We start from the raw sequence: 14740 nt of genomic DNA, 5'->3' as shown, positions 1-14740 counted from the left end.
GTTTGAAGAGATTTTCGAAGAGTATTAATTGAATATGATTCTACTTTGACAATAAAAAAGAGAGAACCATGTGATTCTCTCAGTTTTTACTTCTACAAATATCTAGAACGAAATTTAATTTCGCCAGATTATTTCGCAATTTCAGCCAACATTTTTTCAATGTGTTGGATTGATTTTTCACGTCCAAGCAAGTAGATGGTATCTGGCAATTCAGGACCATGCATTTCACCTGAAACGGCGATACGGATTGGCATGAAGAGATTCTTCCCTTTGATCCCAGTTTCTTTTTGAACTGCTTTGATTTGTGGGAAGATATTTTCTACCACAAACTCATCGTCTGACATGGCTTCCAATTTCGCTTTGAAGGCTTCAAGTACAGTTGGCACGGTTTCACCAGCCATGACTTCTTTCTCAGCTTCTGTCAATTCTGGGAAATCTGAGAAGAAAAGGTCTGTCAATGGAACGATTTCGTCAACTGATTTCATCTGTGGTTTGTAGAGTTCCACCAATTTTTTAGCCTTGTCTGTCAAACGTCCTGCTTCTTCAAGGAATGGTTTTGCCATTTCAAAAATAGTCTCGAGGTCTGCATTCTTGATATAGTCATTGCTCATCCAATCAAGTTTCTTCTGGTCGAAGGCTGCTGGAGACTTACTGAGACGGTTTTCATCAAAGAGGTTAATGAGTTCTTGACGAGAGAAGATTTCATCTTCCCCACCAGGATTCCAGCCAAGAAGGGCGATGAAGTTAAAAACTGCTTCTGGAAGGTACCCTTTCTTACGGTAGTCTTCGATAAATTGAAGGGTGTTAGTATCACGTTTAGATAACTTCTTACCAGTTTCAGAGTTGATGATCAAGGTCATGTGACCAAATTCAGGTGCATCCCAACCAAGCGCTTCATAGACCATGAGTTGTTTTGGTGTATTGGCAATGTGGTCGTCTCCACGGATAACGTGAGAGATTTGCATATCGTGGTCATCGATGACAACGGCAAAGTTGTAAGTTGGGTAGCCATCTTTCTTTTGGATAACCCAGTCCCCACCGATATTGCCACCTTCAAATTCGATATCACCTTTGACCATGTCATGCCACTTGTAAATACCAGACTCATTGACAGCCAAACGAACCGTTGGGATGATGCCTGCCGCTTCACGTTCTGCGATATAAGCTGCTTTTTCTTCTTCGCTCATACCAAGGTATTCGTTGATGTAGCGAGGTGTTTCACCTGCGGCTTCTTGGCGTTCGCGTTCAGCTGCCAACTCTTCTTCTGTCACATAAGACTTGTAGGCTTTTCCTTCAGCTAAGAGTTGGTCGATATATTTTTGATAGAGTTCCAAACGCTCAGACTGGCGGTAGTTTTCATGAGTTTCTGGACTTTCATCCCAGTCCATGCCTAACCAACGAAGGTTTTCAAGCTGTGAACGTTCTCCGTCTTCGACATGACGTTTGCGGTCAGTATCTTCGATACGGATAATAAAAGTTCCACCATGGTGGCGTGCATACAAATAGTTAAACAATGCTGTACGGGCATTACCGATGTGTAATAGTCCTGTTGGACTTGGTGCATAACGCACACGAATATCTTTTGACATATCTTCTCCTATAAAGTCTCTAGGCGTCTGCCTTTTTGCTCTCTATATTATATCACAAGTCTTGCCAGAGTCCAATTTCTCTTTTCGAGAAAAAGTAAAAAGAGTGGAAAACCACTCTTTTTTATTCTATTATAGACGAGCGTTGAGTTCTTTGCTCAATTCTTCAAATCCTGGTTTACCAAGAAGGGCAAACATGTTACGTTTGTAGGCTTCAACACCTGGTTGGTCAAATGGGTTGATGGCATTCAAGTAACCTGAAAGGGCAATTGCCAATTCGAAGAAGTAGATCGTGTAACCAAGAGTGAAGGCATCTTGCTCAGGAAGAGTCACGTACATGTTTGGCACGTCACCATCTGTGTGGGCAAGAAGAACACCATCAGTAGCTTTTTTGTTTACAAAGTCAACGTCTTTTCCTTGAAGGTAACCAAGTCCATCAAGATCTTCTTCCAAAGTAGGGATGATCACGTTCTTACGAGGTTTGTCAACGCGGACAACTGTTTCAAACATGATACGAGTTCCTTCTTGGATAAACTGACCCAATGAGTGCAAGTCTGTTGAGAAGTTAGCTGAAGTTGGGTAAATCCCTTTTTGGTCTTTCCCTTCTGTTCAAGCACCCCTTGTGGATGCATTTGCTGGAAATTCCCTTGCACTGACTGGCTAGTTTGATTGACTTGCCAATCAACCACTGCGTCATCTATTTTTTCTAATTTAGACCCAGAAGCCTGGACTTTTTGTCCAGGCTCTGAATCAATTTTTTAGACTTTTATTTTTCTAAATTGCTTGATTTGAAATTTTATTATGGTTAAGCAGTTTCAAAAATCTGAATGGTAGAATCTTTATCAATTACTACCGCTTGATCTGCTACAACATGGAGTGTACCAGGAAGGCTCCCCTCTTTTGAACCATCAAAAGAAATCGTGATATGTCCCAGTCCAGTTAAATTTTTTTCTACTACATTTCCTACGGAACTAATCGAATATTCCTGATTATCTACCACCAGCTTGCCACCTTCTAGTATTGAACCTAGCAGATTTTTATTATCAATCTTAAAACAATACTCTGATAAATCTTCCGGTGCTTCTTCTCCAAATAAAATGAGCATATTGGCATCTTGAATCATATTCTGAGCTTCAGACCCTACTTGAATTACTTTAGTTTCAAAAATTTTCTTCATCTGATTTCTATTCATACTTTCTCTAATTTGTCATAAACTTAGGCTTATAGATAAGTTTAACATAATATAGCTACTCTGTTTACATGCGTCTATCAAAGGTCTACTGATAAAGACCAATACTAGCTATCCAAGCAACTAGCACCCGCGGAACACCATTGAGAAAGCGTGAATAAAGTACCGAAGGGACACCAACCTCAACTGTTTCAGCCTTGGCTTCAGATAGGCCGAGTGCTACAGGAATGAAATCACAACCGTTTTGAGTGTTGATAGCAAATAAAGCTGGCAGAGCCATTTGGGGCGGAATAGTCCCTTTTCCGATTTCGACTCCAATTAAAGTTCCAATAATCTGACTAATAACAGCTCCGGGACCTAACAAAGGAGATAGGAATGGTAAGGAACAGATAAAGCCAATTAAAACGAGTCCCCAGATGTTCCCCGCTAGGGGAACCATTAATTTTGCCAGCCAATTTCCAACACCGGATCCTTGAATAACCCCAATCAGCAAGGAAACAAAGGCCATGAAAGGAATTATTGTATTGAGCATTGTTTGGATGGCTTCACGAGCAGCCTGGTTGAAAGTTGCAACGACCTTACCAGCCCCCATCCCAATTCGTGCTACAATACTTGTTTCAGCTTTTTGCTCTGTAATTTTTTTACTAGTATCGTAAGTTGGCTTTTCAGTTACCACAGTTGTCGCTTTTTCGTCTTCATTAGCAGCAGAAATTTGATTAAGGCCAACTGCTGACACATAGATTTCCTCGGTTATATATTGAGCTAGAGGCCCACTTTTCCCTGTAGCGACAATATTTATTGTAGGGATTCCCTTTTTAGGATAAATACCACAGCGAAGAGTACCGCCACAATCCACGATTGCTAAAGCAATTTCCTCATCTGGGATAGAAGTTTTAAACCCATTAACAGCTTCCATACCGGTCAAATCAGCAATTTTATCTACAATATCTGGCTTTTCTCCGCCGCCAGTAATATAGATGAATTTATGCTTAGCTTCACTAGGTGTAATGACCAAAGGTCCTCCGAAACCGCCATTTCCTTTAACAACTTTTATACTCTTATATGACATAATTTCACTCTTTCTATAAATCAAATGTTTTACTCAAGGTAACACCTTGCTGTTTTGCTACATAAGCAGTTGTAAAATCGGTTACCCAACCACCTACAAAGTTCATGACAAGCCCAACAAGCATGTAACGAATGGCTAAGTCCATTTGACTTAAACCTAAAGTTTGAATTCCTGTCGCAATTCCCATCCATACAAATAATTCCCCAGGATTGATATGTGGAAATACACCATTTGAAGTATGGCAAAACTGCATCTGAGCTGCTACAAAACTAGGTTTATAATATTCTGGTAAGAAACGTCCCATACTGATTGCCATCGGATTTCCCAGCATAAAAGCTGAAATGAAAGGTAAAATCATATACCGGCTAACAGGATTTTTGGCAGAAATCTTAGCCAAGGAATTGACCTTCTCTTCTCCCAAGAAAGCGATAAGGGTATTCATTGCAATCAATAGCATCAAGACAAGAGGTACAATATTTGTCATCCAGCTAATAAAGGTTTCTCCACCTAATTGGAAGAGTTTCATAAAACTCTCTGCAAATTCTGTAATGTAATTCATAAGGAACTCCTTTTCTTATTTTTTTTAAATAACTGTTTAATAGATAATTGTAAGTAATCCGCATAAAAGCCGAATCCCAGAAAAGAATCAGAAGAACTTGTCTCTTTCTCAATACCTGCCTCATGCCAAAGATAGACTTTTCTAGCATCTTCTATAGCTGATTGCATCAACTTATTTTCTTTTCTCACAAGAGGATTATACTTGTCAAAATAATGGATGTCTTCTCCAACATAATCGTCCATATTTTGAAAACGCGCTAAGATTGTGACTCCTTGCATTTTGCTAGCTTTAAGAACCCGACCGTTTTCATCAACCGCGAACATGACAATCGTACCGGATTTGATTCTTCCGGATTTTCTGCCAATCGCTACGCGCCCCAGTTTCCGGAGCATCGTATAGGTCTTATTGAAGTCTTTGAGTTGCTGCCAGCCGAGGAACATTTGAAATATATAAGCTGCCATGATAAATACAGCGAAAATTATTAGCGAATTCATTAAAATACTCCTTTGCTCTTAGAAAATGATAGAAATTCTGTCTCTGTTTCTACAGCCCTCAATGCTTCTTTTAGAGAAGGCTCTCCTGCAATTCGAAAAATGTCGTCATACAATTCCAGCAATTCACTTTCCATTTTTCTTTCAATTTCTGAGGGTATAGCGACTAGAAAGATAAATTCAATCCAATCATCTCCTTTTTGATAAGGCTCTTCTAGTTTTCCAAACATTAAAATAGTTTTTGCATAACCTTGGTTAATTGTATGGGGAAAAGCAATTCCTCCGCCAAAAACGGTTGATTGTTTTTTCTCCCTATCAATTATCCGATTTCTAAAACCTTCATCAATCATCTGAAGTTTCTCTAACTCTGCAACCATATTTAGCAAGTATTGATGATAGGTTTTTTGGGGAGTCAAACGAAGAAAACGTAAGCTGACTGTTTCTAGATTTTTTTGATGAAAAGCATTGGCCCTCTGCCATTCTTCCTGCAGCCATTGATCATCAAAAAGATGATTAACTTGAATGACTGGAGATTTAGAATCTTTATATTTTAGAGGAACTGTCGTAAAAATCGCGAAATAGTCCTGATTCAAATCCAGATTAAAATCCTCTTCAGAATACTGAGTAATGTCTACATCATTTCCAAGAATTCGTCTGAGTTGCTGAATAATCATCGCAGCAGTTCCTCTTCCTGTTGTGCAAACTACAGCTATCTGCTTGCGAGAACCATTTACAACAGAGTTTTGCTTTCTTAAAATCATTTCAAAATACAAAGCCAGATATCCGATTTCAGATAATTCCAATTCAGAACCAAAAATTGCAGATAGTTCTTCTCCAGCAATTTTCGCCATTTCAAAAGCAAAAGGATATTGAGTTTGAACCTCGCCATGGAATATATCATTAGCTTGCACATGGAAAATCAGTCGATTGATTAAGGAGCCTAGATGAGACTTGATTTCTTCAAATAATTCTTCATCATCAAAGTTAACCAACATTGTTTCTTTGACTTTCTTGACAATCCCTTGAAAAATGTTTGCAAGCTGTTCAGATTGATAAGACGGCTTGCTTAAAGTGTCAATAAAACGGATATTAAACGGAAAACACAAAAAGTCTATCTCAAACTGACTGAGGGAAATCTTATAAGTCATCTCAATATGATAGATTAATTTTTCAACCAAAGGTGTCTCTGTTAAATCATTCCTATAGTAAGGAATAGGGCAACTCAACACCCTAGATGCATGAATACGCTCCACCATAATTGAAATTGTCTTTCGAAGGAGTTCCTTTGTTTCTTTCGGGATTTTATACTCCTGGAGTAGCGTCTCCAGAAAAGAAGATGTTGCCTCGGTGAGTGTCTTTCCTTCAAAGTAAGGGGCCACTTGGTGAATATAGAGCAAGCGCAAATTCAGCTCGGACCCCAAGACCTCCAGCCCACGGTTGGGCTTTCCTGAAATAGTGATAGAGTAACTCTCTGCCAAAGATTTTACTTGTTTTAAATCCTTATTAAGGGTACTTCTACTAACACCTGCTTCCTCAGCCAAGTCGTCAATAAGAAGAGGGGAGGTTGACTCAATTAAACGTTTTAGTAAATAGGCAATTCTTTTACTGGAAGAATTGAAGTCACTCTCCCGTTTTAAACTACCAGATAAAATCCTTTCCAACTCAGTATAGTCATACACCTCTAACATTAACTGATCATCTTGTGAGATAATCTGGATACTCGGAGCCAAAACATCATTTAATTGTTGGATACTCTTTTGCAAGGTTTGCATACTAATATCCAGCTCTGAGCGCATATCTACCAAGGAATAAGTTGGCTGTGAGACCATTTTTTCTAAAATATTATACCATCGATTTACTATGGTCAACTCTCTTCCTCACCTTCATTTTTTTAACCGCGAGTTTTCCCTCCGGCAATATTTGTAGTGACTCCAGTTATATAGCTAGAACGGTCTGAAATATAGAATGCTACAAGGTCAGCTACTTCCCGTAGTTTACCACTTCGTCCCAAAGGAGTTGTTGAAGTTGAAGCATAACCAGCTCGAATATCTTCTACCGTCTTTCCACGGGTATAAGCAAGAGCTTCCTCATAAGAAAGAGTTCGAAGTCCCGTAGCTTCCATAATTCCTGGAGCAATTCCAACCACACGTACACCATGCTTACCCAGCTCTTTCGCCCATGAACGAGTGTAACTATAGACTGCTGCTTTTGTTGCAGCATAGGCACTTTGTCCTTCAGAACCTTCCAAGCCTGCTTCTGAAGCCATGTTCACAATTACACCTTTTCCATTTTTCACTAAAATACGTCCTACTGCCTGACTAACCAAATACAAACCTTTTTGATTAATCATTGTTACTTTTTCAAACGTTTCATCGTCTAACTCGTAAGGACCTTTAGGATTTTCTGCATCAATTAATAATCTGGGAACATTAATCCCTGCATTATTGACTACCGCATCAATATTGCCAAATCTTTCAACTATTTTGGCAACACCCTCTTCTACTTCAGAGCGAGAAGTTACATCAACTTTTACAAATAATAGATTCGGGTGACGCAAATCGTTGTCGCTAAGATCAAAATTCGCTACATTGACTCCTAATTCCAGCAATTCTTCAACGATTGCCTTACCGATCCCAGATGACGCGCCAGTCACAAGAACTGTTTTGCCTTTTATGTTTAACCAATCATTCATTTTGATACCTCTCAAATTTTATTTACAAGGCAATTATACAGCGCTTTCATAAAAGAATTAAGACACTCTTTTTTACACTTTTAAAAAAAATAATAAACTAATTAAGAGGCTTGTACTAAAAATCCACAAGAAATGAACTTGTGGATCTTTTTATATTCTAAATGAACTCAAAGCATATGAGAATCAAAGGCGTGCATTCAACTCAGCACCCAGCTCTTCAAAGCCTGGTTTCCCAAGAAGAGCAAACATGTTTTTCTTATAAGCTTCAACTCCAGGCTGGTCAAATGGATTGATACCATTCAGGTAGCCAGAAAGAGCAATAGCCAACTCAAAGAAGTAAATAGTGTAGCCCAAAGTGAACTCATCTTGCTCAGGCAGTGTCACAAACATATTTGGAACTCCACCATCAGTGTGTGCTAACAGCACTCCATCTGTAGCTTTTTTATTGACAAAGTCAACATCTTTTCCTTGCAAGTAGCCAAGACCGTCCAAGTCTTCTGCCAATTCAGGAATCAGCACATTTTTGCGAGGTTTATCTACACGGATAACTGTTTCAAAGAGGATACGGGTACCTTCCTGGATAAATTGTCCCAGAGAGTGCAAGTCTGTTGAGAAGTTAGCTGAAGTTGGATAAATCCCTTTTTGGTCTTTCCCTTCTGACTCACCAGCCAGTTGCTTCCACCACTCAGAGAAGTATTGCAGAGATGGTTCATAGTTAGCTAGAACTTCTGTCAGATAACCTTTACGGTACAAGATATTGCGTACAACTGCATATTGATATGCTTCATTTTCAGCCAACTTATCAGAAGCATAAGCCTTGCGAGCAGCATTTGCTCCTTCCATTAACTTGCTGATATCAGCTCCTGCAGCTGCGATTGGCAAGAGCCCCACTGCTGTCAATACTGTAAAACGACCACCTACACTATCAGGCACTACAAAAGTATCCCAGCCATTAGCATCTGCTTCAACCTTAACTGCACCTTTAGCGCGGTCTGTAGTTGCGTAGATACGTTGGTTAGCTTCTTCTTGACCGTACTTCTTAACCAAGAGTTCTTTGAAGACACGGAAAGCAATAGCCGGTTCAGTTGTTGTACCTGATTTAGAAATCACGTTTACTGAGAAATCTTTGTCTGATACATAGTCTACCAAATCAGCCAAATAGCTTGAAGAGATAGAGTTTCCAGCATAGAGGATCTGAGGTGCCTTGCGTTCTTCCTTTCTTTGCAAGTTTACAAATGAATTATTCAAGAAATCAATAGCTGCACGAGCTCCTAAATAGGAACCACCAATACCGATTACGATCAATACCTCACTATCAGATTGGATTTTAGCAGCAGCCTTTTGAATACGAGCAAATTCATCTTTGTCATATTCTTCAGGTAAGTTCAACCAGCCAGTCATTTCTGCCCCAGGACCTGTACCATTTCGCAGAGCAGAATCTGCTGCAGTCACTTGAGGCTGCATATAATCTAGTTCATGTGGTGCAACAAATTTATCTAATACTTTTGAATAATCAAATTTAATATGTGACATAATATTCCTCCAAAATTTCTTCTCTTCTATCATAACCCTTACCTTAGATTTTTTCAAGTTTTTATACTGAATTTTTCCAAATTTTATCATAATTTAAACATTTGCGTAAAAAATGTTACAATATTAAAATTTGAACGAAATAAGACAAAAAAACGACTAGGTTTCCAGTCGTTATAATTCATTCAATAAATACTCAAATAATTCTAAGTTGCCATCTTCTTCATTGACCAAGAATTCTGGATGCCACTGGAGACCAATAATACGGTGCTCATCAATAGATTCGATTGCTTCAACAGTTTGATCACGTGGATCCACAGCCGTCACGCGGAAATTGGGTGCCAAGTCTTTAATACTCTGACGATGTACTGAGTTAACCTGACTTTCTTTACCAAATAATTTAGACACTACACTGCCATCCACTGTCTCAATAGAATGTGAAGTCCCAAAAGGTAGACCTTGCCAATGACCTTCAATATCCTGATTGAGTGTCCCACCAAAAGCAACGTTGACAAGCTGAACGCCACGGCAAATGGCTAAGATTGGTTTGTTCTGACGCAAGGCTTCTTGTAGAAGAGCTAGCTCAAACTCGTCGCGAGCTAGGTTATAGTCGTCGCTATCAATTGTTTTTTCCTCACCATAAAACTGAGGATGAACATTTTGTCCCCCAGTCAAGATGAGCTTATCAATCATTTCTACATAGTCATGGACAAGTGTCTCATCACCAACCGGAATGACCAAAGGAAGTCCGCCAACCTGACGAATACTTTCAGCAAATTTACAGGATACAGATGAGTGGATGTTTTTTCCTTCTGCGTCTACAGGACATAGGTTTGCCGCTACTCCAACAACTGTTCTTACCATTACTGACTTCCTTTCGTTCTCCATTGATAATCTTATCTTATCACCCTTACCCACTCCTGTCTAATATGTATTTTTTAAGTCCGTGATAAAATTTTTTTATCAGAAAAAGTTGCCCAAAATTAGGACAACTTTTTTGCTTATTCAAAGACAAATTGATTATGGTACAGTTCGGAGTAAAAGCCTCCAAGCTTGAGTAATTCGTGATGATTTCCTTGTTCGATAACCTCACCATCCTTAAGGACAATAATCTGATCTGCATTGAGAATGGTTTTTAAACGGTGAGCAATTACAAAACTAGTTCTTCCAGCTACAATTGCCTCCATGGCATTTTGAATCTTACTTTCTGTCACAGTATCAACGTTTGATGTTGCCTCATCCAAGATTAAGACCTGTGGATCTGTCATCAAGGTACGAGCGATGGAAATTAACTGTTTCTGACCGGTTGAGAAGACGCTCTGGTCATCATCAATCAGAGTATCGTACTTATCTGGTAGACTTTCGATATATTCATGGATATGCGTAGCCTTGGCTGCTGCCTCAACCATCTCCTGACTAGCATCTGGTACACCGAATCGAATATTGTCTCGAATGGTTCCGCTAAACAAAACAGAATCCTGTAGAACAATTCCCACCTTACTTCGCAAACTATCCAAATCAAATTCTCGGATATCTCTGCCATCAAAGCTGATACTTCCTGCATCCACATCATAAAAACGATTGATGAGGTTCATAATGGTTGTTTTCCCTGAACCTGTCGGACCAACCACTGCAATCATTTTCCCTTTTGGAGCTGAGATGCTGACATCTTTTAAAATCGGTTTTCCTGGCAGGTAGGAGAAGTCTACATTACGAATCTCCACACCTTCTTTTAATTCGCTAAAGACTGGAGCATCTTGAGGGCGAATTTCTTCCTCTGCATCAAACATTTCTTGGATACGGTCTGCACCTGTAAAGGCCAGTTGCAAGCTTCCCCAGCTCGCTGCTAATTGGATAATGGGCTGGTAATACTGTTGCGAGAACTGAGTAAACATGACAATCAAGCCCAGAGCAGTTGCTGTCTCGATGTTCTTATCATTTAGTAAAATAGCTGAACCGACAAAAATAACAATAGCTGTATTGACCAAGCTCATCCCGTTCATAACAGGGAAAAGAATTCCTGAGAACATTCTTCCCTTGAAAGTGGCCTTTCGAACACGCTCATTTTGCTCAACAAAACCAGCAATCACATCTTCTTGAATACCTTGAACGATAACTGCCTTCTGACCCGAAATACTCTCATCCATATAAGCATTGAGCTTCCCAACTTCTTTTTGTTGGAGGTTGGTGTATTTCCGTGCTAGCTTCAGGATAAAGAACAACATGACAACTGCTATCGGAGTGCTGGCAATTGTGATTAAAGCCAAGGTGACATTTTTTGCGAACATGACAATCAGTAAGCCAATAAAAAGTGCAATATTAGTCATGACAGACACAAGGCTTTCATTGAAAGCTTGGAGAATATTATCCAAATCACTTGTGAAACGTGACAGGATATCCCCATCTTGATGGCGGTCAAAGAAAGAAACAGTCAAGCGAGAAAGCTTGCCAAAAAGTCCCTTACGCATCTCATTTGTCGATTCGGCAATAATGCGGCTCATCAAAACCATATAGATGAGACTAGAAACTACTAAAACGATTAAAATATATGCAAGATTGACCAGGAGTCCTAGGAGACTTTGCCAAACCATATCAGGATTTCCATTTTGATAAGCTATAACCAAATTAGCCAGTTCTGTTACTGTTTGACCTGCAAATACTGGAAAGAGGGCTTGTGCTACCGTTGCAATGATAATCATGGCAATAACAACGACAAAGGATATCTTGTAAACTTTAAAATAGTTCCAAAAAAATCGAAATGTCTTCATCCTACTCCTCCTTTCCTTTTTGCGTCTCGTAAATTTCACGATAAACGGGATTCGTTGCGACCAAGTCAGCATGCTTACCTTGACCAATCAAGCGACCTTGGTCAAGCACTAAAATTTTATCAGCATGCACAACAGAGCTAATCTTTTGCGCGATGATAATCGTAGTCGTCCCCTTCAAATCCTTGTTGAGGGCTTCTTGGACCATACGTTCTGATTTGGCATCAAGGGCAGAAGTTGAATCATCGAAAATCAAGATACGAGGATTGCTGACAATCCCACGCGCAATGGACATTCTTTGTTTTTGTCCACCAGAAAAGTTGGTCCCACGTTCTTCAACCGGACTTTCAAAGGCTAAGTCCATACGACTAATAAATTCACTTGCCTGGGCGATACGAGCTGCGCGTTCCAGTTCTGAAACTGTCGCATCTCCCTTTCCTTGTCTGAGATTATCTGCGATGGTTCCACTAAAGAGAATGGCTCTTTGTAGGACGATAGAGACAGTCTTACGAAGCGTCCCTTCACTAACTGTCCGAATGTCCTTTCCACCAATTTTGATCGAACCTTGCTGAGGATCAAACAGACGTGGAATCAACTGAGCCAAGGTTGATTTACCTGCACCAGTTGCTCCGACAACCCCAACCATCTCACCAGCTGCAATATCGAAAGATACATCTTTTAGGATAGGTTCTTCATCATTTGGATAGGTGAAGGTTACATTTTCAAAACTGAGACTTCCTTCCAATTCTTCATCTTCCACATCCTTGAAAGTCATAGCCGGTTCTGTATCCAGGATTTCACGAATACGACGAAGGGAAATCATGGCACGAGTAACTGAATTCCCCAAAAATCCGACCATAACGATAGTAAAGATAATCTGACTCAGATAATTCACGAAGGAAGCAATGGAACCAACCACTGATGGATCTGACTCTGCCATACCTGCTACAAGCCAGATTGAAAGAAAGACAGCACCGTAAGAAATCAACATCATTGCAGGTTGAACAATAGAAAAAGCATAACCGATATAGAGGTTTTCTCCCAGCAATTCATCTGACACTTGCGTAAACTTATTAAACTGATCTTTCTCTCGAACAAAAGATTTGACCACGCGCACACCACGTAAATTTTCTTTTGCAATGGCATTGATACGCTCAAGTAAGGTCTGAAATTTTGCAAAGCGAGGTCCCATCATTCCCATCATAAGCCCCGTCATAGCAACAATCAGAACGACCATGAGTACCAGCACCCACCACAGAGAAGGTAAGGTGACAACTGCTAATATAAAGGAACCGATAAATAAAAGCGGTAGTCGAAAGAGGATTTGGAAGGTCATCATGACTACGTTTTGAATCTGGTTGATGTCATTGGTCATACGAACAACAAGATTCCCTGCGTTAAATTCCTCAATATTGGCGTATGAAAAAGTTTGAATCTTACGAAAGGCATCTTCCCGTAAGTCTGACGAGACTCCTTGAGCAATGTAGGCGGCTAACACAACATTGATGCCACCTGCAATCAAACCAATCAAGGCAACAAGGATTAACCAAAAACCAATATGATAAATAGCTGCATTATCACCTGTTAGCAGTGCCTCTAAAACTTTCTGCAAATAACGTGGTTGCAAGAGTGAACTCGTTACCATTAGACCTGTCATAATTAAGGAAGCCAGAGCCTGCCATTTATAGGCTTTTATTTTCTGAAACAGCATATTTCCCCCTTCTAAGATAGACAAAAGGGAACGACAACTCTGTCAGTCCCTTCTTATGCTTTCATGTTGATGCTATTCTAACAAAAAAGAATGCTATTGTCAAAGCACTCAACTCTTACAAGCTTGTGCAATGACGACATCAGCATTCTATTGAATCATCTAAAACATCTTCTAATTTAAGTAGAGAATTTTTATTGTTCTGAACTAGCTTGCTCTTCTAGTTTAGCTCGTCCAATTTCACGGTAGCTACGGTCGCCAACAATCTTGACTGAGAACTGACCATCCTGGTACTCAAGAATCGTCACACTTCCATTATCAAGGCCATGTGGATGCATTCCGTTGATTAAATAAACAATGGTTCCAATAGTCATTCCATGGCTGACTACGAGAGCATTTCCTCCCCCATTAGCTTCCATTTCCTTAGCAATGGCTTCAAAACCTTCCCAGATACGCCCACTTAGTTTTTCCCAGCCTTCAGCCCAGCCTGCTGTATCCACTTCTACCAGACCTTCAGCCAGCTCAGCATAGGACAAACGATGCACATGATCGACATTAAAGATACGCGGAATGATCCCCATAAAAAGGTCTCCATCATAAGCACCATCAAAACTACCAAAGCACCATTCACGGATTCGCTTATCCATACGATAAGGAATTTGCCCTGTTAAACCTAGTTCCTCAAGGATAATTCCCATAGTCTGAATGGTCCGTCCAGAGTCGCTTGAATAAGCACGCTCAAATCTTAAACCAGACTCACGCAAGCCAATCCCCAATTCATGAATGCCTCGTTCCCCTTCAGCTGTCAGTGGAGTATCACTCCAACCTTGAGCACGCCCAATCGTATTAAACATTGTTTTCCCATGACGCACTAGATACAATTTTACACTTGACATATTCTGTCCTCCATATGTATCTATTATAGCATGATTTCAGGTAAAAACCTCGTCCTAACCCACTGAGTCCAACATCACCACTTAAACTAGATTTTACAAATCTAATAATCTATGTCTTATCATTCTTAGAAGGAGCAACTTTAGATGTCTCGGTGTCCTCTTTTTTACCTGTTCTTCTTTTGACTTTTTTTCTGTTTTCTTCGTCTTATTGTCGGTCTTTTTCAAAGGTGGAAATTGAAATTCAAATTGATTTTT

Annotated in this window: 12 protein-coding genes and 1 pseudogene; all 13 read right to left on the bottom strand. The window is 39.8% G+C overall.

The features are described 5' to 3' along the window. Positions 1-128 precede the first annotated feature (128 nt). Complete coding sequence (gene gltX / locus HMPREF2805_RS06560; RefSeq protein ID WP_075231877.1) at positions 129-1589, bottom strand: glutamate--tRNA ligase; 1461 nt, start codon at positions 1587-1589, stop codon at positions 129-131. 129 nt (positions 1590-1718) lie between these two features. Beyond that, positions 1719-2195 (bottom strand): annotated as a pseudogene (gene pgi / locus HMPREF2805_RS06555) (glucose-6-phosphate isomerase); the annotation flags it as partial. Between the two features lie 196 nt (positions 2196-2391). Continuing rightward, positions 2392-2763, bottom strand: a complete 372-nt coding sequence (locus tag HMPREF2805_RS06550; protein WP_033585537.1) for a PTS glucitol/sorbitol transporter subunit IIA — start codon at positions 2761-2763, stop codon at positions 2392-2394. Between the two features lie 100 nt (positions 2764-2863). Beyond that, positions 2864-3844 (bottom strand): PTS glucitol/sorbitol transporter subunit IIB, encoded by a 981-nt coding sequence (locus tag HMPREF2805_RS06545; RefSeq protein ID WP_000120696.1) that lies wholly within the window; start codon positions 3842-3844, stop codon positions 2864-2866. Positions 3845-3857: 13 nt separating this feature from the next. Next, entirely contained in the window at positions 3858-4403 is a 546-nt protein-coding gene (locus tag HMPREF2805_RS06540; protein WP_001106813.1) for a PTS glucitol/sorbitol transporter subunit IIC, read from the bottom strand. Continuing rightward, positions 4400-4897, bottom strand: a complete 498-nt coding sequence (locus tag HMPREF2805_RS06535) for a transcriptional regulator GutM (RefSeq protein ID WP_001086644.1) — start codon at positions 4895-4897, stop codon at positions 4400-4402. Before HMPREF2805_RS06535 ends, HMPREF2805_RS06540 begins: the two co-directional genes overlap by 4 nt. Next, positions 4897-6723, bottom strand: a complete 1827-nt coding sequence (locus tag HMPREF2805_RS06530) for a BglG family transcription antiterminator (protein ID WP_083301300.1) — start codon at positions 6721-6723, stop codon at positions 4897-4899. The genes HMPREF2805_RS06535 and HMPREF2805_RS06530 overlap by 1 nt, the downstream gene beginning before the upstream one ends. Positions 6724-6785: 62 nt before the next feature. After that, entirely contained in the window at positions 6786-7586 is an 801-nt protein-coding gene (locus tag HMPREF2805_RS06525) for an SDR family oxidoreductase (protein ID WP_038804195.1), read from the bottom strand. Positions 7587-7769: 183 nt separating this feature from the next. Next, on the bottom strand, positions 7770-9119 hold the full coding sequence (locus tag HMPREF2805_RS06520; RefSeq protein WP_000018239.1) for a glucose-6-phosphate isomerase: 1350 nt from the start codon (positions 9117-9119) through the stop codon (positions 7770-7772). Between the two features lie 171 nt (positions 9120-9290). Beyond that, positions 9291-9980, bottom strand: a complete 690-nt coding sequence (locus HMPREF2805_RS06515) for a gamma-glutamyl-gamma-aminobutyrate hydrolase family protein (protein ID WP_049529724.1) — start codon at positions 9978-9980, stop codon at positions 9291-9293. A 137-nt stretch (positions 9981-10117) separates the two neighbouring features. Then, positions 10118-11884, bottom strand: a complete 1767-nt coding sequence (locus HMPREF2805_RS06510) for an ABC transporter ATP-binding protein (protein WP_075231875.1) — start codon at positions 11882-11884, stop codon at positions 10118-10120. A gap of 1 nt (position 11885) precedes the next feature. Further along, on the bottom strand, positions 11886-13592 hold the full coding sequence (locus tag HMPREF2805_RS06505) for an ABC transporter ATP-binding protein (RefSeq protein ID WP_075231874.1): 1707 nt from the start codon (positions 13590-13592) through the stop codon (positions 11886-11888). A 191-nt stretch (positions 13593-13783) separates the two neighbouring features. Beyond that, complete coding sequence (locus tag HMPREF2805_RS06500; protein WP_049509191.1) at positions 13784-14485, bottom strand: histidine phosphatase family protein; 702 nt, start codon at positions 14483-14485, stop codon at positions 13784-13786. Positions 14486-14740: the final 255 nt, after the last annotated feature.

The organism is Streptococcus sp. HMSC034E03, assembly GCF_001811505.1.
GTDB lineage: Bacteria > Bacillota > Bacilli > Lactobacillales > Streptococcaceae > Streptococcus.
This window is presented reverse-complemented; position numbering and strand designations above follow the sequence as displayed.

Excerpts from the sequence above, each read along its gene's own strand:
- HMPREF2805_RS06505 (WP_075231874.1), bottom strand. The coding sequence starts at position 13,592 with ATGCTGTTTCAGAAAATAAAAGCCTATAAATGGCAGGCTCTGGCTTCC.
- HMPREF2805_RS06550 (WP_033585537.1), bottom strand. The coding sequence starts at position 2,763 with ATGAAGAAAATTTTTGAAACTAAAGTAATTCAAGTAGGGTCTGAAGCT.
- HMPREF2805_RS06515 (WP_049529724.1), bottom strand. The coding sequence starts at position 9,980 with ATGGTAAGAACAGTTGTTGGAGTAGCGGCAAACCTATGTCCTGTAGAC.
- HMPREF2805_RS06530 (WP_083301300.1), bottom strand. The coding sequence starts at position 6,723 with ATGGTCTCACAGCCAACTTATTCCTTGGTAGATATGCGCTCAGAGCTG.
- HMPREF2805_RS06525 (WP_038804195.1), bottom strand. The coding sequence starts at position 7,586 with ATGAATGATTGGTTAAACATAAAAGGCAAAACAGTTCTTGTGACTGGC.
- HMPREF2805_RS06500 (WP_049509191.1), bottom strand. The coding sequence starts at position 14,485 with ATGTCAAGTGTAAAATTGTATCTAGTGCGTCATGGGAAAACAATGTTT.
- HMPREF2805_RS06545 (WP_000120696.1), bottom strand. The coding sequence starts at position 3,844 with ATGTCATATAAGAGTATAAAAGTTGTTAAAGGAAATGGCGGTTTCGGA.
- HMPREF2805_RS06510 (WP_075231875.1), bottom strand. The coding sequence starts at position 11,884 with ATGAAGACATTTCGATTTTTTTGGAACTATTTTAAAGTTTACAAGATA.
- HMPREF2805_RS06535 (WP_001086644.1), bottom strand. The coding sequence starts at position 4,897 with ATGAATTCGCTAATAATTTTCGCTGTATTTATCATGGCAGCTTATATA.
- HMPREF2805_RS06540 (WP_001106813.1), bottom strand. The coding sequence starts at position 4,403 with ATGAATTACATTACAGAATTTGCAGAGAGTTTTATGAAACTCTTCCAA.
- gltX (WP_075231877.1), bottom strand. The coding sequence starts at position 1,589 with ATGTCAAAAGATATTCGTGTGCGTTATGCACCAAGTCCAACAGGACTA.
- HMPREF2805_RS06520 (WP_000018239.1), bottom strand. The coding sequence starts at position 9,119 with ATGTCACATATTAAATTTGATTATTCAAAAGTATTAGATAAATTTGTT.